The sequence below is a fragment of the Neisseria subflava genome, assembly GCF_003044645.1.
GTDB lineage: Bacteria > Pseudomonadota > Gammaproteobacteria > Burkholderiales > Neisseriaceae > Neisseria > Neisseria subflava_B.
Genome location: NZ_POXL01000003.1, coordinates 1 through 22,912 on the forward strand (window position 1 = coordinate 1; position 22,912 = coordinate 22,912).

Consider the following 22,912-nt stretch of genomic DNA (forward strand, 5'->3'; position numbering starts at 1 on the left):
AACTCGAACAAGCACTCTCCCTGGCCAAAAGCCTGAACAAAGCCGCCCAAACGGCCAACAACCACCACACCGATGAAGAAACCCAAAGGGGCCGTCTGAAAGACGCCCTTAAAGACCTGAAAGAGGCAGGTTTGATCCAAACTGCCCCGGCCGGCATCGCTACCGCGACACAGCAAAGCCAACTTCACACCGCCAATGAAAACATCCACCTGGTCAGCGGGGCAAATACCGACATTACCGTAGGACAAAGCCTGACCGCCCATGCGGCAGAGAGCCTCAACCTGTTTGCGCAAAGCAGCGGTATTAAGATGCAGGCCAATCAAGGCGCAGTCACCGTACAGGCACAGAATGACGAGTTGCAGCTGAATGCTTTGAAGGATGCAACGTTAACCAGCAGCACAGGAAAAATCACCATAGCGGCGAAGGAAGAGATTCTGATTACCTGCAAAGGGGCATATATCAAACTGAGCAACGGGGAAGTTGAGATCGGGAGTCCGAAGGTGGTGCGGGTAAGGGCGCCGTTGGTGGTGAATGGGCCGAATAGCATATTAAATAAAGTGTTTCTTCCTGCTTCTCCTCTTCATAGATATGGCCGGCAATTTGTATTGCAAGATGAATTGACGGGGGAGGTTTTAACAAATGTATTATATAAAATTTATCAGGATGATAGACTTGTAATAAAAGGAAGGACAGACCAAAATGGGCTAACTCATTACGTAACCACAACAAATCCGGAAAATATCCGCATTGAAATTGATACAAAGGAGTAAATTATGGCTAACGTTAAACAGCAAAGTGCGACAACCGAGTTGTTAAACACTACCAATACAGGAAGCCCGATCATCGTTCCACTGGCTCCTGAATCCAGAAAGCTGACTGTGGGAGAAATTTCTTTGGCAAAATTGATTTTTAAGGACTCAATACCTTATCAAAAAGTAAGGATAGTGAGAGGGGAGTTGTTGGGTATGCCAGATCACTCTGATAATGCAATGACACCGTTTGGAGAAATACACTTGCCAAGTAAGAAATATGATGAGATCAAAGATTTCTCTAGTGGAATAGAAGAGGAAAAGCGTTGGTTTATCCATGAAATGGCTCATGTCTGGCAGTATTTTGCCATGGATATCTGCGTTGCTTGCAGAGGTGTAAGTATCTCTACAAAAGGCGGTTACTCGCAGAAGCATCCTTCAGGTAGATTGATGGCATATTTTTACGATTTGCTAGGGGTAGATGCAAAAAAGGAGTTTAAGGATTTCAATATAGAGCAGCAGGCTGATATTATTTGCCATTATTTTTTAGTTAAATATCATAAAAATTATGCAGTAAAACTAAGTAATCTTCCTACGTTGCTAGCTGAGCAATCAAGAAGAGAATATGTTTTAAGAGATTTTTTAAAAAATCCACTCGATAAAAAATTAAAATCTGTTGCATGGGGATGGGGAGAGAATAACAAGAACAAGAATATTTCAAGAAGAGCAATAAATAAGGGCTTTTATCGGAAAGGAAAAGATTTTTATTCTTTTTGAGTTTTATTAATTTTTTAAGAGGATGAAGATATGAGTAGAAACATATTTTATTTTATTATCTTAATGATAAGTATTAAAGTATATGGAATTTCACCATCTCCATATTCTGATAATGATGTAGATATAAACATAAAAAACAATATGTTGTGCATTTATACTAATAAGAAAAATCTTTCAGGTAATTATTTGCTAGGCGTAGGTTTTTTTGATTCAGACTTAGGAGAATATAGATCTTGGTATTATGAAAATTCATTTGATAAAAACTATCCAAATAAAGAAAATTGTATTGTTATAGATAATAATAATTTTGATGGTATAGTATTAAAAAGTAATGAAGTCTATGATATCACGCTTCAGCCAAATACGTATGGATATGCTGATTTCATTGGTATGAAAAATTATTATTGCATAATAGAGGAAGATGGAAAGGTTAAAGTAGGTTCTATTGACTCATCCTCTAGAAAATGTAGAAATAAAACTGATTTCCTTGAAAATAATACAATGATAGGAATACAAGAAAGTTGGTTTGATTCATTAATTAAATGGTTTAAAAATTTATGGAAATGATGAAAAAATGGACTGATTTCTACATGCTATTATGCTATGGAGAGATAATTAGTTTTCCCAGTTCCTATTTCTCAAAATCGTATGCCAGATAGCCAATATCACCATTATTATATGGATGATTTTACTCTACGAAGTAAAGGTGGAAAAATTCCGGCTAATCTATCACTTTTAGTGCATGAGGTAACCCATGCGTGGCAATATCAGTATGCAGGAATAATCTTTAGTGTAATAGCATTAGAATGTCAAGCATTAAAATTTGCATATAATCCGTATAATTATTCATTATCTGATAAGATGAAACCTAGACAACAAGTTTTAAGATCATTAAAGATCAAAGGAAAACTACCAGATGCGTTGTTCATGGATGTTACACCATACAATCCAGAAGCGTTGGCTTCTATAGTGGAAGATTATTATTATCGATTTTTAAGACACGATCAGAATGGAAATAAGATGCCAGATATGGGAACAAGGTTTACCCATAACAAACAGGGAAATGCAAATAAGAATATAAATGATTATATTATGGTATTGAGTGGGTATGTTATGGCATAAGGATTTATGAATGAGAGACGCTAAATTAGGGTTAGCAAAATTTATTTATATGCTAATCCCAAAAATTGTAATTGGTTTGATTGCTATTACCATTATATTCCCTTTTTATATTTATTTTTCAGCTCTTTATGAAAAACGAACAGTAAAGTTAGATGCTATTTTAGATTCACAAAAGAATGTAGTTGTTTTTTCACCTGAACTTGAGGAGGATGACTACATTTGGGAATTTATTCTAGGAATTTTTAAAAATGGGGAATATCTTCATGAATATGATGTTAATATTCATTGCCAATATCAAGAATGGGATAAATTTAAAGAAGAGTGCATAAAGAAATCTATAGAACAGCAACCTAAAAATAAAGAAAAGGTTATTCTTGCTGGACAAAATACAGTTATTATTCCTAGAGCACTATTAGATAAAGGAACATTTTCTGTGGCTGTTCGAACAGGAAAATATGAAAGAGAGTCTTCAGTATTATGGTTTTGCTTCACGAATGGAGAGTTAGTTGTAGAAAATAGCCTTACTGAAACAAACTCGAGGTTTACAGAACTTTGCAGATCTAACTTCGATAAATCTGAGTGATATTAAAATATGAAATTTATATAAATATGTTAAGCCAATAGTCACCTCAGATTGCTATGTAATCTTTTATTGGAAAAGTTTACTAAATAGAGTTTTTAAATACACTGTCTATAAAGAAAAACTCTATCTCAATGGTATCTTGGTACTGAAAATGATTAAATAGGAAGATAGTAAATACCTACCGGTAGTAGGAGTCCGCGCATTATAATGTAGTTTGGCGCTGACAAGAAAGACGGTACGAAACTCAGCGAAGATGAAGTACTGGCTATTTGGGATATCATACTGTCTTACTTTAAAACCAATTAAGTAAATTTGATAAGGAAGGCCGTCTGAAAAATACCATGTTTTTTCAGACGGCCTTTTTATAATTTTGATGTTATCTAGAAAATCTTTTTGGTGGTATTTAATGTTATGATGATGCATTATTGAATATGTCAGCGGCTATAAGGCCGTCTGAAATATAAGGACAACTGATGATAAATATTGAAAATCTGTATTTTCATTACGATGAACAGCAAGTGCTGCATGATATTTCGGTACAGCTTCCTCAAGGAAGCATTACAGGGCTGATTGGGCCGAATGGAGCAGGCAAATCGACGCTGATGCGATGTATGGCTGGTTTGGAGAATCCAAGTAGTGGGAAGGTTCTTTTAGATGGGCAGCCTGTTTTAGAAAACCCTCGCGAGAGTTATGCTAAATTAGGCTATTTGCCTGATATTTTTGGATTGCCGCAGAATCTTACTGTTTTGGAATGTTTGACTTATGCTGCCAGTTCGCGCGGGGTTTCAGAGAAAAATTTACCTGAAATTTTGAGTGAAACTGTTCAACTTTTGGGTTTAGAAGATAAACTTGGTAGTTTTATCAGTGAACTTTCGCGGGGCCAAAAGCAACGCGTAGGTATTGGACAGGTCATTATTCACAAGCCGAAATTTTTATTGTTGGATGAACCTGCTAGCGGCCTGGATCCTGAAGTACGGCATGAGTTGTCGTTGTTGCTGCTTAAATTGCAGAAGGAAGGTATGACGATATTGGTATCCAGTCACATTTTGTCTGAATTGGACGAATATTGCAGCCATATGCTTGTTATTAAGCAAGGGAGAATTCAGGCGTTCCAGGCGTTGCAGGATGAAAATACTGATCGTCAAACTGTGCGCTTGTGTTTTGCAACTGAGGAAATCAGTGTTGCGGCAGGTGTATTGCAAGGATTGGATTACGTTTATGATGTAAAAGTAGATGATTCTGCATTGTTGGTATTAATTGATTCAGGCGATGAGGCACGTGTACGGCTTATCCGTGATGTTGTGTTGAGGGATTTGGCGTTAAGTGGGGCAGATATTGTGAAAACTACTTTGCTGCAAAGTTATCAAAACAGTTTGCAGGTCAAAAAACAGGGAGAGGCTGCATGAATCGTATCAAACCGCCAAAAATTATGGTAAACGCGGAGTTTCAGCGATTGCTATGGTTGAATTTAAACTGGGGTATGGTTGCCGGTATATTTATTTTGTATGGGCTGTTTGCTATCACTAAACGGGAAGGTGCTGAATGGTCAGACCATTTGATTATGGTAGGTGGGTTTGGTTTGGCTCTGTCAGCTTTGGCAGGTTATATTTTAATAGAAAGGAGTTTTAAACAAGACATATCTTCCAATACATTTGACCAGTTACGAATGTCTTCTTTATCGCCGTGGCAGATGGCTTATTCACGAGTTTTGGCTGCGCCAGTTTTGGCATGGGTGGGGTTTGTTATAGGCTGGTTGGTATTGGGTTTGGGAGTGCTACTTGATAATGGAGAAACTCCTCAATTACTGTATTTCTTTGCAACTATCCCATTTACTGCATGGACGGTTGCCTGTTTGATCGTTGTCAACGCGTTACAGTTTGGGCGCGGTCCACGGCAATATACAGGCTCAATACTGCAGCTAATCCTACTGTATATCGTATGCATGGTTTTCTTCTCTAATTTTTCAAGCGCAGCATCAGAGGCTTTTTACTCTGAGGAGAATGGTAGTGCATTTCGCAGGACTCTTATTAATTATGATATTACAAACATGCCTTTGGAACTTTTAATTTCAGCAGGCATAGGTGCAGTTTTCTCAGCGATAGCAGTATATGCCGCTATGGCATGGAAACTTTACTTGCAATCTCCAAGGCGCGTGTTCTTGATTTTGACAGTATTATCGCCTATTTTATATTGGTGGGCTTTAGCAGATAAAAATGTATTTTGGTGGATGGCATCCGTCAATTATTCAGGTTTGGCTTTAGTTTCTTTGGTTGTACAGGATTTTCGGTTTCAATCGCTAAGTAAGAAAGCTCGATGGTATGACATCCCTGCCTGGTGGGTATTGTTGCCCCTGGCGATCATATCCTCGTTTATGTTGGCTGGTGGTGTACTGTTGATACCGTTTATACAAATCGGTTGTTTGGTTTGTATACTATTAATTTGCTGCAATATGAGAGCAACTCGCTTTAATAGTATTACACTGGGGTTATCTGTGTTTTTGTTGGCCCGTTCGCTGTGGGCACTTGCATTTTAGAAATACCGACAAGAGCTTTGCAAAATTCTCTAAGTATCTTGGTAGAAGTTTAGGGGATTTTTTAGAAAGATCTTAGGCCGTCTGAAAACCTAAAATTTGGTTTTCAGACGGCCTTTCTACTTCCTGAGTATTTTATCTGCCCGACTGTTCCCACACGTTTTGCAAGTAGGCGTAGGTCAGCTCGGCGGTGTCGGACACCAGCGCGATGTCGCTGCCTAAGTCTTCGGCTTTGCCCACGCCGATAGGCAAGGCGCCGGCGGCTTTGATGGCGGCGACGCCGGCAGCGGCGTCTTCAATGCCGATGCATTGGTGGATGTCTGCGCCCACGCCCTCGGCTGCGGCGAGGAAGATGTCGGGGGCGGGTTTGGAATGTGCGACGGCGGCAGGGTCGGCAATGGCGTCGAAGAAGTGGGTCAGCCCCATGCGTTCGAGCAGGAACGGGCCGTTTTTACTGGCGGACGCGAGGGCGATTTTTTTGCCGTTTGCCCTCAATGCTTCCAGCAGCGGCAAAATGCCGGGGTACACGTCTTCGGGTTTGACTGCCTGAATCATCTCGACGTAGTTGTCGTTTTTGCGGCGGGTCAGTTCGGCGAACTCGGCTTCGCCGACGGTTTTGCCGCCGTGCGCGAGGATGCGTTTGAGCGAATCGTCGCGCGATACGCCTTTGAGCTGCTCGTTAAACTTGCGGTCGATGCCGATGCCCAGTTCTTCGGCGAGCTTTTTCCACGCGCGGTAGTGGTATTCGGCGGTATCGGTAATCACGCCGTCGAGATCGAAGAGGACTGCGGTAAACGTCATTTTTCGCCCTCCTTATTTGTTTAACGCGGCGGTGTGGCTGCCGTCGAGCGTGATGTCTTTGCCGTACACCTGCAAATCAAGCGGTTCGCCTTTGAGCAGGGTGAAGACGACATTTTCTTTGCCGACGGCGACTTTAATCAGACGGCCTCGGTAGTTGATGTGGAAGGCGTAGCCTGTCCACGCGCCCGGCAGGAACGGTGCGAAGCTGAGTTTGCCGCCCCAGGTTTTCATTTGGGCGAAACCTTGGACGATGGCGAGCCACGAGCCGGTCATGGAGGTGATGTGCAGACCGTCTTCGGTGTCGTTGTTGTAGTTGTCCAAGTCCAGGCGGGCGGTGCGCCGGTACATTTCCACAGCTTTTTCTTCTTTGCCCAGTTCGGCGGCGAGGATGGCGTGGATACAAGGCGACAACGAGCTTTCGTGCACGGTCATCGGCTCGTAGAAGTCGAAGTTGCGGCGTTTTTCGTCGATATTGAAATGGTCGCCGAAGAAGTAGATGCCTTGCAATACGTCCGCCTGTTTGATGAAGGGCGAACGCAGGATTTTGTCCCACGACCATTTCTGGTTGAGCGGCAAATCGTCGGGCGAAAGCGCGGACACGGGGCGGATGTCTTTGTCGAGGAATCCGTCATGTTGGACGAATACGCCGAGTTCTTCGTCATACGGACGGTACATATTCTCGCTGATGTCCGCCCATTTTTCCAACTCGGCGGCACGCACGTTCAAATCCGGACGCGGGTATTTCGCCAAGGCTTCGCGGGTGTAGTCCAATACCCATGCGGCGAGGGTGTTGGTGTACCAGTTGTTGTTGATGTTGTTTTCGTATTCGTTCGGGCCGGTTACGCCGTGAATCATGTATTTGCCGTTGCGTTTGGAGAAGTGGACGCGGTCCGCCCAAAAGCGGGACACTTCGACCAAGACTTCCAAGCCTTCTTTGGCAAGATAGCCCTCGTCGCCGGTGTAGTTGGTGTAGTTGTAGATGGCGTAAGGAATCGCGCCGTTGCGGTGGATTTCCTCGAAGGTGATTTCCCATTCGTTGTGGCACTCGACGCCTGTAAACGTTACCATCGGATAGAGTGCACCCGCCAAACCCTGTTCGCGCGCGTTGTGTTGCGCCTGCGGCAGTTGGTTGCGGCGGTATTGCAGCAGGTTGCGGGTAACTTCGGGTTCAGCCAGTGCGAGATAGAGCGGCACGGCGTAGGCTTCGGTGTCCCAATAGGTCGCACCGCCGTATTTTTCGCCGGTAAAGCCTTTTGGACCGATGTTCAGGCGCGCGTCTTCGCCGTAGTAGGTGGAGAACAGTTGGAACAGGTTGAAGCGGATGCCTTGTTGCGCTTCGTCGCTGCCTTCAATGACCACGTCGGCGATTTCCCAACGGTGCAGCCAGCCTGCTTTGTGTGCGTCCAGCAAGGTTTCAAACGCAACGCCTGCGATTTTTTCCGATAAGGCGCGACCGGCGGCTTTCACTGCTTCCAAGCCCTGATAATCGCGGCTGGTGGTAACAATCACGCGTTTTTCAAAGGTTTCGGGCGTGCCGCCGACTTCGGCTTCAAAAGAATTGGAGACTTGCCAGTCAGTTTGGCTGCCGCCGAGAGCTTTGAAGCTGCCGGCGAAGGTTTGCTCTGCATTGACGATGAATTGTTCCACGCCGAAGGGGTTGGCGACGGTTTGGGTGGCAATGTAGGAGCGGTCGTCTGAAACGCCTTTGTCCAATACCTGCCAGAATTTTTCTTCGTAGTTGGAGTCTTCGTTTTTCACGTCGGCGTCGATGATGGAATCGATGCGGACTTGGTGGGTTTTGCCGTCGACGGATACGGCTTCCCAGCGGATGAGAGCCAGCTCTTTTTGCGCGACGGACAGGAATTTGCATACATCGAAACGCACGCCGAATACGGTGAACGAGCGGCGCAATACGCCGTGCTTCATATCGAGTTCGACGGAGAAGTCGGCAACGTCGTTTTTCGCCAAGTCCACTTCCTGCCCATCGACAAAGATTTTGACTTTGCTGAAATTAAGCGCGTTGATGGCTTTGCCGAAATATTTTGGATAGCCGTTTTTCCACCAGCCGACGCGGGTTTTGTCGGGAAACCAAACGCCGGCGATGTAGGTGCCTAAGTGGCTGTCGGCGGAGTAGGTTTCTTCAAAGTTGCCGCGCATACCCATATAGCCGTTGCCCAAGCTGGTCAGGCTCTCTTGCAGCCGTTTGTGTTCTTTTTCCAGTTTTGCCGAACGCAGCGTCCAAGGGCTGATTTCCATGATTCTTGTATACATTTATGAAGCTCCTGTTATTAAAATTGTAAGTTCGGCAAAGGTTTCAGACGGCCTTTGCCGATGGTATTGATGGATTATTCGCCGTGGGTCTCTTTAATCAGACATACTGAGAAGGCTCCCAGCAGCAAGACCGCGCCTGCAACCAAGAACATGGTTGCCTGATGGCTGCCCAGCATAGGGAAGAGAATAAAGCTCAGCAGAGAGGCGACGATTTGAGGCATACAGATAGAGCCGTTGAACAGACCCAAATAAGTACCCATGTGTTTGCCGGAGAGGGCATTGGTTACAATCGTCAAAGGATAGGTAATAATACCGGCCCACGCAATACCGATTAAGGTATAAGACAACACCAGCGCGTATTGATTGCTGATGAAGAAAACGGAGAAGAAACCGAGTGCACCCAAAGCCAAGCAACCGAAATAACCGGTTTTATGGTATTGATTCGGTACTTTTGCCAGAATAAATGAGCAGATAACGGCAGCAATGGATTGTACCGCCGCCAAAACGCCGTACCAGTTGCCCGCTTCTTGGTAGCCTACGGAAGAGGCATCGGTTGTCTGCCAAACGTTTTCTGCAATCGCGCCTGCTGAGTAAGTCCACATATATTGGAAGGCGAACCAGCAGAAGAATTGCACCAAAGTCACCGTCCAAAACGCTTTAGGTGCGGTTTTTAAGAGTTCGAACCAGTTGGCTTTTTCCTGATTCGCAGCCACGTCGATGCCGTGGTAGCGGGCGTAGGTTTCCGGATCATACTCTTTGACTTTGAAGATGGTGAACGCACTGGTAATAATCAGTAAGGCTGCGCCCACATAGAATGCTACGACCACGGTCTGCGGCACGACGCCTTTTTCGGCCGTGTTCGCCAAACCGATATACGCGAACACAAACGGCAGAATCGCCGCCACAACCGCGCCCGTATTCGCTAAGAAACTTTGAATCCCGTAGGCGTAGCTTTTCTGCTCCTCGTTGACCATGTCGCCGACCATCATCTTAAACGGCTGCATCGCCATATTCGACGACACGTCCAACAGCGCAATCATCAGCGCGCCGAACGACAAAGCCGCCAAAGAAGCGTAGCCAAAACCGAAGCTACCCGAGTTCGGCATCAGAATCATCACGATGACCGCAATCAGCGTGCCGTAAAGCAGATAGGGCAGGCGACGGCCTCCCAGGCGCGGCATCCAAGTGCGGTCTGAGTAGTAGCCCACAATCGGCTGAACCAGCATACCGGCCAGCGGCGGCAGGATGAAAAACCAGCCTAAATTGTGCGGGTCAGCGCCTAGCGTTTGAAAAATTCGGCTCATTTGCGAGCTTTGAAGGGTAAAGGCCGTCTGAACGCCGAGATAGCCGAAGCTCAGCATCCAAATCGTACTTTTTGCCAGTGACGGCAAACCTTGTTTTGCTGTTTTTTGCGTATTTTCCGACATGAGGTAAATCCTTTTTTTAAAAAGTATTTTTATTGAGAAATCTGAAAGGTTCCTTGGTGTGGTGTTCTCTGTCGTTATTGTTTGTGTGCGTACTTTCAAGGATATTAGGTGCATTTTATGAAGCGCGCCGGATATTGGCAATGCCAGTTCAAGGATAAACTGGCTTAAATCAAATTTTCTGCGGTTTGGCATTGATACCGTCGGGCAATGAGGGTATCGGTTCGGCTCGGTGTATATTTTGATGCTTATTTCTATTTTCAGACGGCATTTGAACAAGCAAGTATTGGGGCAATAGGTTAAAATGGGCCGTCTGAAATTTGTTTGACGGAAACGAGAAAACTATGTCCCAACAATACGTCTATTCTATGCTGCGCGTGAGCAAGGTTGTGCCGCCGCAGAAAACCATCATTAAAGATATTTCCCTTTCCTTCTTCCCCGGCGCGAAAATCGGCCTGCTCGGTTTGAACGGCGCGGGCAAGTCTACCGTGCTGCGGATTATGGCGGGCGTGGATAAAGAATTTGAGGGCGAAGCCGTGCCGATGGGCGGCATTAAAATCGGCTACCTGCCGCAAGAGCCTGAGCTTGATCCTGAGAAAACCGTGCGCGAGGAAGTGGAAAGCGGTTTGGGCGAAGTGGCTGCGGCGCAGAAACGTTTGGAAGAAGTGTATGCCGAGTACGCCAATCCTGATGCGGATTTTGATGCGCTGGCGGAAGAACAGGGCCGCTTGGAAGCAATTATCGCGGCGGGTTCGTCCACGGGCGGCGGTGCGGAACACGAATTGGAAATCGCCGCCGATGCGCTGCGCCTGCCGGAATGGGATGCCAAAATCGGCAATCTGTCCGGCGGTGAAAAACGCCGTGTGGCTTTGTGCAAACTCTTGTTGAGTAAACCTGATATGCTTTTGCTGGACGAGCCGACCAACCACTTGGACGCGGAATCGGTGGAATGGCTGGAGCAATTCTTGGTGCGCTTCCCCGGTACAGTCGTTGCGGTAACGCACGACCGCTACTTCTTGGACAACGCCGCCGAATGGATTTTGGAACTCGACCGCGGACACGGTATCCCGTGGAAAGGTAATTACTCGTCTTGGCTGGAGCAGAAAGAAAAACGCTTGGAAAACGAGGCGAAATCCGAAGCCGCGCGCGTGAAAGCGATGAAGCAGGAATTGGAATGGGTACGCCAGAATGCCAAAGGCCGCCAAGCCAAGTCCAAAGCGCGTTTGGCGCGTTTTGAAGAAATGAGCAACTACGAATACCAAAAACGCAATGAAACGCAGGAAATCTTCATTCCTGTCGCCGAGCGTTTGGGTAACGAAGTGATTGAATTTGTGAATGTTTCCAAATCGTTTGGCGACAAAGTGCTGATTGACGATTTGAGCTTCAAAGTGCCTGCGGGCGCGATTGTCGGCATCATCGGCCCGAACGGCGCAGGTAAATCGACGCTGTTCAAAATGATTGCGGGCAAAGAGCAGCCCGATTCCGGCGAAGTGAAAATCGGCCAAACCGTGAAAATGAGCCTGATCGATCAAAGCCGCGAAGGTTTGCAAAACGACAAAACCGTGTTCGACAACATTGCCGAAGGCCGCGACATTTTGCAGGTCGGACAGTTTGAAATTCCCGCCCGCCAATATTTGGGTCGTTTCAACTTCAAAGGCAGCGACCAAAGCAAAATCGCAGGTCAATTGTCAGGCGGCGAACGCGGACGTTTGCACTTGGCAAAAACCTTGTTGAGCGGCGGCAATATGTTGCTGTTGGACGAACCGTCCAACGACCTTGACGTGGAAACCCTGCGCGCGTTGGAAGATGCATTGCTGGAATTTGCCGGCAGCGTGATGGTGATTTCGCACGACCGCTGGTTCCTCGACCGCATCGCTACGCATATCTTGGCTTGCGAAGGCGATTCAAAATGGGTGTTCTTTGACGGCAACTATCAGGAATACGAAGCCGACAAGAAACGCCGTTTGGGCGAAGAGGGCGCGAAACCGAAACGTATCCGTTACAAACCGGTAACACGTTAATTAGATTTGAACCAAAAGGCCGTCTGAAACTTTTAATGTTTCAGACGGCCTTTTATTTTTGATGTTTATGATTGTTTTCTTAATTGCGGATGGTTTTCCAGTGTATTAATGATGATTTCAATCATGCGTGGAGCAGTTTGCGCCAAATCGAAGCCTTGACCTGAGGAAAGCCAGCGCCAAATCAAGCCGTCTAATGAAGACTTGATGAAGATGACCGCCATGTCGATGTCTAAGTTATCCGCCAGGGCTTTTTGTTGTACCGCATCGGTCAGTACCGCAACGAATTTTTCACGCCATAAGGATTGGTGTTTTTTAGCGATGGCAATGACTGCCTCGTTTTGCTCGGTGTGTTCGCATTTTAAGAACAAAATGCTGTGGAATTTATAATGAAGATCGTTGTGTTGCAGGCGCTCGAAAAAGCGGGTCAGGGTCAGTCGGAAGCTTGGCCAGGCCTGTTCGTTATTGTTGTTCGAGTCTTCTTTCATGCAGCTTTCGATGTCGTCGCAAATCCGTTGGAACAAGGCGTCAAACAAATCTTCTTTGTTTTTGAAATGCCAATACAGCGCGCCGCGCGTTACGCCTGCGGCTTGGGCGATTTCGTTGAGCGAGGTGCGGGCAATGCCTTTCTGATAAAACGTATCCAATGCGGCAAGCATGAGATATTCTTTGGTTTTTAAGGCTTCGGTTTTGGTTCTTCTCATAGTTGTTTTGTAGGAAATGTAAATTTATGGTTCGGATTATAAAAAATTACTTCTGAACATGCAAGAATGTATGTATAATTCAATTCAATACTTGATAGTGTTTCTCAACACTATATAATCAGCCTGTTTTTCACAAAAGCAGGCAATTTCTGTTTGCGAAATATGAGATTAAAGTAATCAATTTTTAATTAGTCAAACCCTTATTTATCATAGAGATAGGAAAATTATGGCTCTTTATGCTTCTAAAATGATGCGTGTCGCGGCAATTGCAGCAGCTACTGCGTTGGCGCTTTCCGCTTGCGGCAAAGGCGATGAAAAAGCAGCCGGCCAGCAGGCGCAAGGCAGTCAGCAACAGCAAAAACAACCTGCACCTGAAGTCCGTGTGGTTACTGTGCATCCAGAAACCGTTGCATTGACAACTGAATTGCCAGGCCGTCTGGAATCATTGCGTACTGCCGAAGTTCGCGCCCAAGTCGGCGGTATTCTGCAAAAACGTCTGTTTCAAGAGGGCAGCTATGTTAAAGCCGGTCAGCCTTTGTACCAAATCGACAGCTCGACTTATGAAGCAAACTTAGAAAGCGCACACGCCCAGTTGGCGAGTGCGCAAGCTACTTTGGCCAAAGCGAATGCCGACCTGGCCCGCTACAAACCGCTGGTTGCTGCCGATGCCATCAGCCAACAAGAATATGATGCGGCCGTAACGGCCAAGCGTTCAGCAGAGGCAGGCGTCAAATCCGCTCAAGCAGCCATCAAATCTGCCGGTATCAGTCTGAACCGTTCCCGCATTACTGCGCCGATTTCCGGCTTTATCGGTCAATCTAAAGTTTCTGAAGGTACGCTGCTGAATTCCGGCGATACCACCGTTTTAGCCACCATCCAACAAACCAATCCGATGTATGTCAACGTTACCCAGTCTGCGAGTGAGGTCATGAAACTGCGTCAACAGGTTGCCGAAGGCAAATTGTTGGCGGCAAACGGCGCGATTGCAGTGGATATCAAATTTGATGACGGTACGGTTTACCCTGAAAAAGGCCGTCTGCTGTTTGCAGATCCGACTGTTAACGAAACGACCGGTCAAATTACCTTGCGCGCTGCCATTCCTAATGACAGAAATATCTTGATGCCGGGCTTGTATGTGCGCGTGTTGATGGAACAAGTGGCAGTGGATAATGCATTTGTGGTGCCGCAACAAGCAGTTACCCGCGGTTCGCAAGATACGGTGATGGTGGTGAATGACAAGAGCGAAATGGAAGCGCGTGTCGTGACCGTAGCCCAACAGCAAGGTACCAATTGGGTTATTACAGACGGCCTGAAAGACGGCGACAAAGTGATTGTTGAAGGCATCAGCATTGCTGGTATTTCGGGTGCTAAAAAAGTAACGCCGAAAGAATGGACGCCGCCCGCAAACGCTGCGGCAGCAACACCGGCAGTTTCGGACGGCCAAGCTGCATCCGAGGCCAAGCCTGAAGCTAAAGCTGCATCTGAAGCCAAATAAGGAACGCGTGAATGTCTAAGTTTTTTATTGACCGCCCCATCTTTGCATGGGTTATTGCGATTTTTATCATCGCAGCGGGTATTTTCGGCATTCAAAAACTGCCGATTTCCCAATATCCGTCCGTTGCTGCACCGACCATTACTTTGCGCGCTACTTATCCGGGCGCTTCTGCTCAGGTAATGGAAGACAGCGTGCTGGCCGTTATCGAACGAAATATGAACGGTGTGGAAGGTTTGGACTATATGACCACCTCCGCCGATTCCAGCGGCAGCGGCAGCGTGAATTTGACGTTTACGCCTGAAACCAATGAAGATTTGGCGCAGGTAGAGGTGCAGAATAAACTTTCCGAAGTATTGAGCAACCTGCCTGCCACCGTGCAGCAATACGGCGTTACTGTATCCAAGGCGCGTGAAAACTTCCTGATGATTGTGATGCTCTCGTCAGACATACAATCCACCGAGGAAATGAACGACTACGCGCAGCGCAACGTCGTGCCTGAATTGCAGCGTGTCGACGGTGTAGGTAAGGTGCAGTTGTTTGGTGCGCAACGTGCCATGCGTGTTTGGGTTGACCCGAAAAAACTGCAAAACTACAACTTGTCTTTTGCTACGGTAACCAATGCGCTTGCGACACAAAACATTCAAATCTCAGCAGGCTCCATCGGTTCTCTCCCTGCTGTTGAAGGTCAGACCATTTCGGCGACCGTTACTGCGGAAGGACAATTAAGAACGGCTGAAGAGTTCGGCAACATCATTTTGGTATCCAATACCGACGGCTCTAATGTCTATCTGAAAGATGTGGCAAAAGTCGGCTTGGGTATGGAAGACTATTCCTCTTCCACCCGCTTGAACGGTGTGAACACTACTGGTATGGCAGTGATGCTGTCCAACAGCGGTAACGCTTTGGCAACCGCCACTGCAGTGAAGGAAAAATTGGCGACACTGCAAAAATATTTTCCGGAAGGAATGAGCTGGAAAACACCTTACGATACTTCCAAATTTGTGGAAATTTCGATTGAGAAAGTGATCCATACACTTTTGGAAGCCATCGTATTGGTATTCTTGGTGATGTATCTCTTCCTGCAAAACATCCGCTATACGTTGATTCCGACCATTGTTGTGCCGATTTCCCTGTTGGGCGGTTTTGCCTTTATCTCATACATGGGTATGTCGATTAACGTATTGACCATGTTTGCGATGGTATTGGTGATCGGTATTGTGGTCGATGACGCGATTGTGGTCGTTGAAAACGTTGAGCGTATTATGGCGAGCGAAGGTCTGTCGCCTAAGGCTGCAACCAAAAAAGCGATGGGTCAGATTTCCGGTGCGGTGATCGGTATTACTGCCGTGTTGATGTCCGTATTTGTGCCGCTGGCAATGTTTAGCGGTGCAACCGGTAACATTTACAAACAGTTTGCCTTGACCATGGCGGCATCGATCGGCTTCTCCGCATTCCTTGCTTTGACGCTGACTCCGGCATTGTGTGCCACCATGCTCAAACCGATTCAGAAGGGGCATCACGAAGAGAAAAAAGGTTTCTTCGGTTGGTTTAACAAGAAATTCGACAACTGGACGTACGGCTACGAAGGCTGGGTTGCCAAAGTCTTGCGCAAGACTTTGCGCATGATGGTTGTCTATATTGGTTTGACTGTTGTGGGCGTATTCTTGTTTATGCGCCTGCCGACTTCCTTCTTGCCGACCGAAGACCAAGGCTTCGTCATGGTCAGCGTGCAACTTCCAACGGGTGCGACCAAAGAGCGTACTGATGCGACGCTGGCTCAAGTTACCCAATTGGCAAAAAAAATTCCTGAAATTGAAAATATTCTTACTGTTTCCGGTTTCAGCTTTTCGGGTAGCGGTCAAAATATGGCTATGGGTTTTGCCGTGCTTAAAGACTGGAGCGAGCGTAAAGCGCCGGGCAGCGATGCGACTTCCGTTGCAGGCAAACTGACCGGCATGATGATGGGGACGCTGAAAGACGGTTTTGGCATCGCCATCGTTCCACCTCCGATTATGGAGTTGGGCAATGATTCCGGTTTGACCATCAACCTGCAAGACCGCAACAATACCGGTCATGCCGCATTGTTGGCCAAACGCAATGAGCTGATTGACAAAATGCGCAAAAGCGGTTTGTTTGACCCAAGTACCGTTCGTGCGAGCGGTTTGGAAGATGCGCCGCAGTTGAAAATCGATATCAATCGTTCCGCAGCAGCCGCACAAGGTATTTCGTTCTCTGATATCCGTACTGCTTTGGCTTCTGCTTTGGGTTCGTCTTATGTAAACGACTTCCCGAATCAAGGCCGTCTGCAACGCGTGATGGTACAAGCTGATGCGAGTGCCCGTATGCAGCCTGCCGATATTCTGAACCTGACTGTACCGAACAAATCCGGCGTGGCCGTACCGCTTTCTACCATTGCTACTGTTTCTTGGGAAAACGGTATGGAACAAAGCGTCCGCTTCAATGGTTATCCGGCAATGGAGCTTTCCGGCTCGCCTGTTAATGGCGTATCTTCCGGTCAGGCCATGGCTGCGGTGCAGCAAATGGTTGATGAAATGGGCGGCGGTTACAGTCTGGAATGGGGCGGTCAGTCTCGTGAAGAGGCTAAAGGCGGCTCACAAACTGTCGTGTTGTACGCATTGGCCGCTGCCGCTGTATTCTTGGTATTGGCTGCTTTGTACGAAAGCTGGTCTATCCCGTTGGCGGTTATCCTTGTGATTCCGTTGGGTTTGATTGGCGCGGCATTGGGCGTGACCGGCCGTAACATGTTTGAAGCGCTGCTGGGCAGCATTCCGGCATACGCTAACGATATCTACTTCCAAGTCGGTTTCGTTACGGTGATGGGTTTGAGTGCGAAAAACGCGATTTTGATTATCGAGTTCGCCAAGGACCTGCAAGCGCAAGGTAAGAGCGCGCTTGAAGCTGCGCTTGCCGCCGCACACCTGCGTTTCCGTCCGATTATCATGACTTCGTTCGCCTTCATCTTGGGCGTGGTACCACTCTATGTTGCCAGCGGTGCCAGCTCCGCCAGCCAACGTGCGATTGGTACGACCGTGTTCTGGGGTATGTTGATCGGTACGATTCTGTCCGTGTTCCTTGTGCCTTTGTTCTATGTGGTTGTGCGTAAATTCTTTAAAGAAACTGCACACGAGCATGAGATGGCCGCCAAACACGCCGCTGAAGCCGGCATGATTGAAGACGGTAAACACGATTCAGACAAGCACTAAAGCAAAGGCCGTCTGAAACTTTTCAGACGGCCTCAAATGCTAAAGGATTCTAAAATGAAGAAGATTACATTCAAATCTGTACTGACTGCCGTTGCCGCCGCTGTGGCTTTGTCGGCCTGTACCATGATGCCAAAATATGAGCAGCCCCAAGTTGCCGTGGCCGATACGTTTAAATACGACACTGTTGACGACGGTATCCGTGTCGCCGAATTGGGTTGGCAAGATTACTTTGCCGATCCGCGTCTTCACCGTCTAATCGACATCGCATTGGAACGTAATACCGATTTGCGTACAGCCGCACTGAATGCGGAAATCTACCGCAAGCAATATATGATTGCGCGTAATAATTTGTTGCCAACCGTCAATGCCAGCGGTACAGGTTCGCGTCAAGGCAGTTTGAGCGGCGGCAGCGTCAGCAGCCAATACAGCGTGGGTTTGGGCGCAGCCTCTTATGAACTCGACCTTTTCGGCCGTATCCGCAGTACTAGCGAAGCCGCGTTGCAAGGTTATTTCAATGTGGCCGCCAACCGTGATGCAGCGCATCTAACCCTGATTTCTACCGTTGCCAAAGCCTACTTTAACGAACGCTACGCCGAAGAAACCATGGCATTGGCACAACGCGTATTGCAAACCCGTGAAGCGACTTACAAGCTCTCGCAATTACGCCATAAGGCCGGTGTGATTTCCGCCGTTGATTTGCGCCAACAGGAAGCCCTGATTGAATCGGCCAAAGCCGATTACGCATCCGCGGTGAAAAATCGCGAGCAAGCGCGCAATTCCTTGGCTATGTTGATTAATCAACCTTTGCCCGAAGACCTGCCTGCCGGTTTGTCTTTGAGCAAACAGTTCAAAATGACCAAACTGCCTGCCGGTTTGAGTTCGGACGTGTTGCTCAACCGTCCGGATATCCGTGCGGCCGAACACGCGCTCAAACAAGCCAATGCCAATATCGGTGCGGCACGTGCGGCGTTTTTCCCACGCATCAGCCTGACCGGTTCGGTCGGTACAGCTTCCGGAGAGTTGAGCGGCCTGTTTAAGAGCGGCACGGGTATTTGGGCTTTTGCACCATCCATTACTCTGCCTATCTTTGACTGGGGCACAAACAAAGCCAATCTTGACGTAGCCAAACTGCGCCAACAGGCACAAATCGTTGCTTATGAAGCCGCTGTTCAATCCGCATTCAAAGACGTTTCCAATGCTTTGGTTGCACGCGAGCAGCTGGATAAAAGCTATGCCGCTTTGAGCAAACAAAGCCGTGCTTACAACGACAGCCTGCGCCTCATCAGCCTGCGCTACAAACATGGCGTATCCAGTGCATTGGATTTGCTGGATGCCGAGCGCAGCAGTTACGGCGCAGAAACTGCTCTTTTGGCTAATCAGCTGACCCGTTTGGAAAACCTTGCCGACTTGTATAAAGCACTTGGCGGCGGTTTGAAACGCGAAACCAAAGCTGCTGAATAAGTATTTGCTAAGATTAAAAGGCCGTCTGAAACATTTAGGTTTCAGACGGCCTTTTTGTTATGCGACAATTCTAAGCTTTCAATTTCTCGCTTAAAGTGGCGGCATAGGCTGCGCGTTCGTTGCGGCTGGCTTCGGGCTGGTGTGTGTTGAGCGAAGACCATTTGCGGTTGCTGCGCGCTTTGTTGAGTTCGCTTGGCAATTTGGCTGCATTCCATGGCGCTTTGCGTTCGTTTAACTCGATATGCGATTGGGCAGCGTGGCCGCGCGTTTGCAAGACGTGCAACAAATCCAGTGCGCGTGCGGCGAGCAGGGTAAGGGTTTCCGGATCGGTATGCAGGGTTTGTCGGCCGTTGATTTTGTCGGTGATGTCTTGGGCATTGGGCAAAATGCCGCCCAACAGTCCGCCGATGGCTGTGCCCAAACCAAGCGAGCCGCCAAGCGTGGCAATGTCCAAACCCAGGCCGATGAGAGCGCCTGCGGTTGCGCCGGTACCGGTACGGATGCCGTAATGTTTGAGCAACTCGCTGTCAAACGGATCTTGTTTGAAGGCTTTGGGCATCCATGTGCTGTCGCTGCCGACTTCGTCGTGATAGAAGCGGTAAAGTGTGAACAGGCGTTGTTGCATTTGCCGCTCAAGTTGGCGGATTTCCGATTGCATGACTTCCAAAGTCGGGGCAGGGTCGTCGTTTTCGGCAATTTCTTGGGTGAATGCGGCGGCATCCAGTAGAAAATCAGCAATTTCACGGCGCGCTTCCGTATCCAGCCGTTGCCACTCGCGACGGCGCATATTGATGAGGCGGTCTAGGATGTCGCGCTTAGGTAACATGGTGGCAAGGTTGTCCCACAATCGGATTTCGCCTTCAAAGTCGAAGGCAACGGTATCGAAACCGGCGTAAACATGCAGGTTTCTGCGGGCGAGCATATTGGTCCAAGCGGTCAGGTCTTGATTTTGGGTGAAGTTGAACACGGGCATGATGGGCTTGGCGCACCAAGACAAAATGGTCAGCTCGTCTTTGTATTTGTTAAGGACGGGCTCCCGCGCATCGATAACATACATGGCCATGTCGCTTTGCATGACTTGGCGCAGCACTTTGGCCTCTTGGTTGAATTCGTGATGCGCTTCATGGTTGTTGAGGAATTGCTGGATGCGCTCGATGCCGTCATCGCGTGCGGATGTGTGGGTTTCCAGCCAGTCCAACACGCCGCCGGCATCTTCGAGGCCCGGGGTGTCGTAGAGGTAAACCAAGCTGTCGTCGCCGTCGTTGATAAGGGCTTCTTCGACATGGCGCGTGGTAGATGGCGCGTTTTTCACTTCGCCGAAGGTACTGTCGCGCAAAAGCGTACGTAAGAGTGAGGTTTTGCCTGTGTTGGTATGACCGACGACGGTAAGGGAAAGTGGGGTGGTCATGGTCTTTGGGTCGGGTTGATATGGACTATGAATGTGTGAGTATGGAGCCGTTTATCTTTAGTGGCAATATATGTTTCAGACGGCCCTAAATTCTTTTTATATATGGGCGAAAATAGCAAGAAAAAGAGGGGAATAGCGGATTTGTTGTTTTTTAGCAAAATACTTGAAAATAGATAGGAAAACAGTTGACAGACGGGTAGAAAGCTAGGATAATTCGCGCCGTTGAGTTGCTTGATGCAGCTTGATTTTTCTCCTCTATTTCTCCTTTGTAGACTTGGCGCATATCAAAACGGTATGCGCATTTTTTTATCTGCATTGAAACATGATTACATTTAAGATCTGTAAATCGAATAATTAAGAAACTTTACAAGAAAAATACTTGCGCGGTTGAAGCTCTTGTCGCATAATTCGTTTCGTTAGCTGGTTCGAGTAGTCAGTTAATAGTTTCTCCTCTATTTCTCCTTTGTAGACTTGGCACACATTCTGTCGGATGTGTGCATTTTTTTGCCTATTTAAAATAAAGGCCGTCTGAATGTTGTAATCTTTCAGACGGCCTTTGTTTATCGAATAGAATTAGATGTCTAATACTACTTCTTCTTTGACTTCTTCCATGACAACATAGCTGCGGCTTTCGGAAGCAGCCGGCAGTTGCAGCAAGATATTGCCGAGCATATCGCGATAGGCGGACATATTGGGCAGGCGGACTTTGATAAGGTAGTCGTATTCGCCGGAGACTAAGTGGCATTCCAGAATTTGCGGAATCTTCAGCACTTCGCGTTTGAAGTCTTCAAAAATATTGCCGGATTTGGAACGCAGTTTTAGCTCGACAAAGACCAAGAGGCTTTGACCTAAAGCATGAGGATTCAGATGGGCGTGATAGCCGGTGATAAGGTTGTCGCGTTCCAAGCGGCGGACGCGTTCGGTTACCGGCGTGGTGGAGAGGCCGACTTTTTCAGCCAATTCGGTCATGGGGATACGTGCGTTTTGTTGTAGGAGCTTGAGAATTTTTAAGTCGGTTTTGTCGAGTTCTTTCATGGCCTTGATGTCTGTTGTTTTCATTTGGATTGAATCATAACCTTAAAACAGTCTGAGAAGAAGCATAAATGCCTAAAGGTGCGCATGAAGTCTAAATTATGAATAGATTATTCTTGTGGATTTCATGGAATCCTGTGTAGTTTTTGACCTATAATATTTACTTCAAAGTAATGGGGCAGGCCGTCTGAAACGGAATGCCGATAAGAGGAATACATTATGCGTCCGCTCAATGCGCAAATCCGTTTGGATAATTTACGTCAAAATTATCGTTTTCTCAAAGAGTTGCACGGCAATAAATTGTTAGCTGTGATTAAGGCCGATGCTTACGGGCATGGCGCGGTCAGATGTGCACACGCGTTGGCGGATATTGCCGACGGCTTTGCGGTAGCAACGGTAGATGAAGGCATGGAACTGCGTCAAAACGGCATTAAAAATCCGATTGTTTTGTTGGAAGGCGTATTTGAGGCTGCGGAGTATGCGGATGTTGACCGTTATGATTTGTGGCCGGCAATCGGCAGCCAATGGCAACTGGAGGCGTTTGTGCATCATGAGTGGCAACATCCGACAACTGTATGGCTGAAAATGGACTCGGGTATGCACCGTGCCGGTTTCTTTCCGCATAACTACGCTGCGGCCCATACTGCATTGAAACAATCCGAATCAGTTGAAAACATTGTGAAATTCAGTCATTTTGCCTGCGCGGACGAGCCGGAAAACGGCATGACCGAAATGCAGCTTGAAGCGTTTGATTTGGCGTGTGAGGGTTTAGAAGGCGAAGAGAGCTTGGCCAATTCCGCCGCGATTTTGAACGTGCCTGAAGCGCGCCGCGCTTGGGGACGTGCCGGTCTGGCCTTATATGGTATTTCGCCTTTCGGCGGCGTAGATGAGCGTTTGAAACCAGTTATGCGCTTGACTTCCCGTGTTTTTGGCGAGCGTGTGTTGCAGCCGCATTCTCCGATTGGTTACGGCGCAACGTTCTACACCAGCAAATCTACCCGTGTCGGTTTGATTGCCTGCGGCTATGCCGACGGTTATCCGCGTCGCGCTTCCACTAATTCCCCTGTGGCGGTGGATGGCAAACGCAGCCGTATTATCGGCAGGGTGTCTATGGATATGATTACGGTTGAGCTGGAAGCCTCGAAAGAGGGCTTGGGCGCGGAAGTCGAGCTTTGGGGCGATGTGATTAATATCAATGAAGTTTCTGAAGTTGCCGGTATGATTCCGTACGAAATTCTCTGCAATATCAAACGTGCGAAGTTCACTTATATCGAGTAAGCAGTAAAAGATCAGGCCGTCTGAAATGTGTTTTC

General features: G+C 47.5%; 18 protein-coding genes. 12 read left to right on the plus strand and 6 right to left on the minus strand.

Annotated features, from left to right (window positions below):
• The 7 genes from DBY97_RS03675 to DBY97_RS03705 all read left to right on the plus strand — a co-directional run.
• Nucleotides 1-770: DUF2345 domain-containing protein (locus DBY97_RS03675; protein WP_159069475.1), on the plus strand; the 770-nt coding region annotated here is incomplete at its 5' end.
• Between the two features lie 3 nt (nucleotides 771-773).
• On the plus strand, nucleotides 774-1,526 hold the full coding sequence (locus DBY97_RS03680) for a zinc protease (protein WP_107857476.1): 753 nt from the start codon (nucleotides 774-776) through the stop codon (nucleotides 1,524-1,526).
• Between the two features lie 30 nt (nucleotides 1,527-1,556).
• Nucleotides 1,557-2,093, plus strand: coding sequence for an NF045616 family extracytoplasmic (lipo)protein (locus DBY97_RS03685; protein ID WP_107857477.1), 537 nt, complete (start codon nucleotides 1,557-1,559; stop codon nucleotides 2,091-2,093).
• A gap of 111 nt (nucleotides 2,094-2,204) precedes the next feature.
• Nucleotides 2,205-2,648 carry a hypothetical protein gene (locus DBY97_RS03690; RefSeq protein ID WP_107857478.1) on the plus strand — a complete coding sequence of 148 codons (444 nt, stop codon included), beginning with the start codon at nucleotides 2,205-2,207 and terminating at the stop codon, nucleotides 2,646-2,648.
• Between the two features lie 10 nt (nucleotides 2,649-2,658).
• Complete coding sequence (locus tag DBY97_RS03695; protein WP_107857479.1) at nucleotides 2,659-3,231, plus strand: hypothetical protein; 573 nt, start codon at nucleotides 2,659-2,661, stop codon at nucleotides 3,229-3,231.
• 473 nt (nucleotides 3,232-3,704) lie between these two features.
• On the plus strand, nucleotides 3,705-4,637 hold the full coding sequence (locus tag DBY97_RS03700) for an ABC transporter ATP-binding protein (protein ID WP_107857480.1): 933 nt from the start codon (nucleotides 3,705-3,707) through the stop codon (nucleotides 4,635-4,637).
• Nucleotides 4,634-5,764 carry a hypothetical protein gene (locus DBY97_RS03705; protein ID WP_107857481.1) on the plus strand — a complete coding sequence of 377 codons (1,131 nt, stop codon included), beginning with the start codon at nucleotides 4,634-4,636 and terminating at the stop codon, nucleotides 5,762-5,764. The genes DBY97_RS03700 and DBY97_RS03705 overlap by 4 nt, the downstream gene beginning before the upstream one ends.
• A 132-nt stretch (nucleotides 5,765-5,896) precedes the next feature.
• Here DBY97_RS03705 and pgmB read toward each other — a convergent pair whose 3' ends face one another.
• The 3 genes from pgmB to DBY97_RS03720 all read right to left on the minus strand — a co-directional run bounded on the left by pgmB (nucleotide 5,897) and on the right by DBY97_RS03720 (nucleotide 10,260).
• Nucleotides 5,897-6,562, minus strand: a complete 666-nt coding sequence (gene pgmB / locus DBY97_RS03710) for a beta-phosphoglucomutase (RefSeq protein WP_107857482.1) — start codon at nucleotides 6,560-6,562, stop codon at nucleotides 5,897-5,899.
• Between the two features lie 12 nt (nucleotides 6,563-6,574).
• The gene (locus DBY97_RS03715; RefSeq protein ID WP_107857483.1) at nucleotides 6,575-8,833 is read right to left on the minus strand and encodes a glycoside hydrolase family 65 protein; all 2,259 of its coding nucleotides are present in this window, start codon (nucleotides 8,831-8,833) and stop codon (nucleotides 6,575-6,577) included.
• 74 nt (nucleotides 8,834-8,907) lie between these two features.
• Complete coding sequence (locus tag DBY97_RS03720; protein ID WP_107857484.1) at nucleotides 8,908-10,260, minus strand: SLC45 family MFS transporter; 1,353 nt, start codon at nucleotides 10,258-10,260, stop codon at nucleotides 8,908-8,910.
• Nucleotides 10,261-10,601: 341 nt separating this feature from the next.
• Between DBY97_RS03720 and ettA the strand changes: the two genes are divergently transcribed.
• The gene (gene ettA, locus DBY97_RS03725; protein WP_107857485.1) at nucleotides 10,602-12,278 is read left to right on the plus strand and encodes an energy-dependent translational throttle protein EttA; all 1,677 of its coding nucleotides are present in this window, start codon (nucleotides 10,602-10,604) and stop codon (nucleotides 12,276-12,278) included.
• A gap of 65 nt (nucleotides 12,279-12,343) precedes the next feature.
• On the opposite strand, the gene DBY97_RS03730 is transcribed toward ettA, so the two are convergent.
• Complete coding sequence (locus DBY97_RS03730) at nucleotides 12,344-12,979, minus strand: TetR family transcriptional regulator (RefSeq protein ID WP_107857486.1); 636 nt, start codon at nucleotides 12,977-12,979, stop codon at nucleotides 12,344-12,346.
• Between the two features lie 226 nt (nucleotides 12,980-13,205).
• Between DBY97_RS03730 and DBY97_RS03735 the strand changes: the two genes are divergently transcribed.
• The 3 genes from DBY97_RS03735 to DBY97_RS03745 are packed head-to-tail and all read left to right on the plus strand — an operon-like array spanning nucleotide 13,206 to nucleotide 19,159.
• Nucleotides 13,206-14,474: an efflux RND transporter periplasmic adaptor subunit gene (locus DBY97_RS03735; protein WP_107857487.1), complete on the plus strand. Its 1,269-nt coding sequence runs from the start codon at nucleotides 13,206-13,208 to the stop codon at nucleotides 14,472-14,474.
• An 11-nt stretch (nucleotides 14,475-14,485) separates the two neighbouring features.
• Complete coding sequence (locus DBY97_RS03740; protein ID WP_107857488.1) at nucleotides 14,486-17,698, plus strand: efflux RND transporter permease subunit; 3,213 nt, start codon at nucleotides 14,486-14,488, stop codon at nucleotides 17,696-17,698.
• 54 nt (nucleotides 17,699-17,752) lie between these two features.
• Nucleotides 17,753-19,159, plus strand: coding sequence for an efflux transporter outer membrane subunit (locus DBY97_RS03745; RefSeq protein WP_107857489.1), 1,407 nt, complete (start codon nucleotides 17,753-17,755; stop codon nucleotides 19,157-19,159).
• A gap of 70 nt (nucleotides 19,160-19,229) precedes the next feature.
• Here DBY97_RS03745 and DBY97_RS03750 read toward each other — a convergent pair whose 3' ends face one another.
• Together DBY97_RS03750 and DBY97_RS03755 are read right to left on the minus strand one after the other, a co-directional pair.
• Nucleotides 19,230-20,567 carry a GTPase/DUF3482 domain-containing protein gene (locus tag DBY97_RS03750; RefSeq protein WP_107857490.1) on the minus strand — a complete coding sequence of 446 codons (1,338 nt, stop codon included), beginning with the start codon at nucleotides 20,565-20,567 and terminating at the stop codon, nucleotides 19,230-19,232.
• Nucleotides 20,568-21,140: 573 nt separating this feature from the next.
• Nucleotides 21,141-21,602 carry a winged helix-turn-helix transcriptional regulator gene (locus DBY97_RS03755; protein WP_079453694.1) on the minus strand — a complete coding sequence of 154 codons (462 nt, stop codon included), beginning with the start codon at nucleotides 21,600-21,602 and terminating at the stop codon, nucleotides 21,141-21,143.
• 216 nt (nucleotides 21,603-21,818) lie between these two features.
• Here DBY97_RS03755 and alr point away from each other — a divergent pair, with 216 nt between their 5' ends.
• Complete coding sequence (alr, locus tag DBY97_RS03760) at nucleotides 21,819-22,877, plus strand: alanine racemase (protein WP_107857491.1); 1,059 nt, start codon at nucleotides 21,819-21,821, stop codon at nucleotides 22,875-22,877.
• The last annotated feature ends 35 nt before the right edge of the window (nucleotides 22,878-22,912 follow it).

What these genes read in the sequence shown, in the direction of transcription:
- DBY97_RS03685 (WP_107857477.1), top strand. Translation starts at nt 1,557, where the DNA reads ATGAGTAGAAACATATTTTATTTTATTATCTTAATGATAAGTATTAAA.
- DBY97_RS03680 (WP_107857476.1), top strand. Translation starts at nt 774, where the DNA reads ATGGCTAACGTTAAACAGCAAAGTGCGACAACCGAGTTGTTAAACACT.
- ettA (WP_107857485.1), top strand. Translation starts at nt 10,602, where the DNA reads ATGTCCCAACAATACGTCTATTCTATGCTGCGCGTGAGCAAGGTTGTG.
- alr (WP_107857491.1), top strand. Translation starts at nt 21,819, where the DNA reads ATGCGTCCGCTCAATGCGCAAATCCGTTTGGATAATTTACGTCAAAAT.
- pgmB (WP_107857482.1), bottom strand. Translation starts at nt 6,562, where the DNA reads ATGACGTTTACCGCAGTCCTCTTCGATCTCGACGGCGTGATTACCGAT.
- DBY97_RS03705 (WP_107857481.1), top strand. Translation starts at nt 4,634, where the DNA reads ATGAATCGTATCAAACCGCCAAAAATTATGGTAAACGCGGAGTTTCAG.
- DBY97_RS03695 (WP_107857479.1), top strand. Translation starts at nt 2,659, where the DNA reads ATGAGAGACGCTAAATTAGGGTTAGCAAAATTTATTTATATGCTAATC.
- DBY97_RS03715 (WP_107857483.1), bottom strand. Translation starts at nt 8,833, where the DNA reads ATGTATACAAGAATCATGGAAATCAGCCCTTGGACGCTGCGTTCGGCA.
- DBY97_RS03740 (WP_107857488.1), top strand. Translation starts at nt 14,486, where the DNA reads ATGTCTAAGTTTTTTATTGACCGCCCCATCTTTGCATGGGTTATTGCG.
- DBY97_RS03755 (WP_079453694.1), bottom strand. Translation starts at nt 21,602, where the DNA reads ATGAAAGAACTCGACAAAACCGACTTAAAAATTCTCAAGCTCCTACAA.
- DBY97_RS03690 (WP_107857478.1), top strand. Translation starts at nt 2,205, where the DNA reads ATGGATGATTTTACTCTACGAAGTAAAGGTGGAAAAATTCCGGCTAAT.
- DBY97_RS03750 (WP_107857490.1), bottom strand. Translation starts at nt 20,567, where the DNA reads ATGACCACCCCACTTTCCCTTACCGTCGTCGGTCATACCAACACAGGC.
- DBY97_RS03700 (WP_107857480.1), top strand. Translation starts at nt 3,705, where the DNA reads ATGATAAATATTGAAAATCTGTATTTTCATTACGATGAACAGCAAGTG.
- DBY97_RS03745 (WP_107857489.1), top strand. Translation starts at nt 17,753, where the DNA reads ATGAAGAAGATTACATTCAAATCTGTACTGACTGCCGTTGCCGCCGCT.
- DBY97_RS03730 (WP_107857486.1), bottom strand. Translation starts at nt 12,979, where the DNA reads ATGAGAAGAACCAAAACCGAAGCCTTAAAAACCAAAGAATATCTCATG.
- DBY97_RS03720 (WP_107857484.1), bottom strand. Translation starts at nt 10,260, where the DNA reads ATGTCGGAAAATACGCAAAAAACAGCAAAACAAGGTTTGCCGTCACTG.
- DBY97_RS03735 (WP_107857487.1), top strand. Translation starts at nt 13,206, where the DNA reads ATGGCTCTTTATGCTTCTAAAATGATGCGTGTCGCGGCAATTGCAGCA.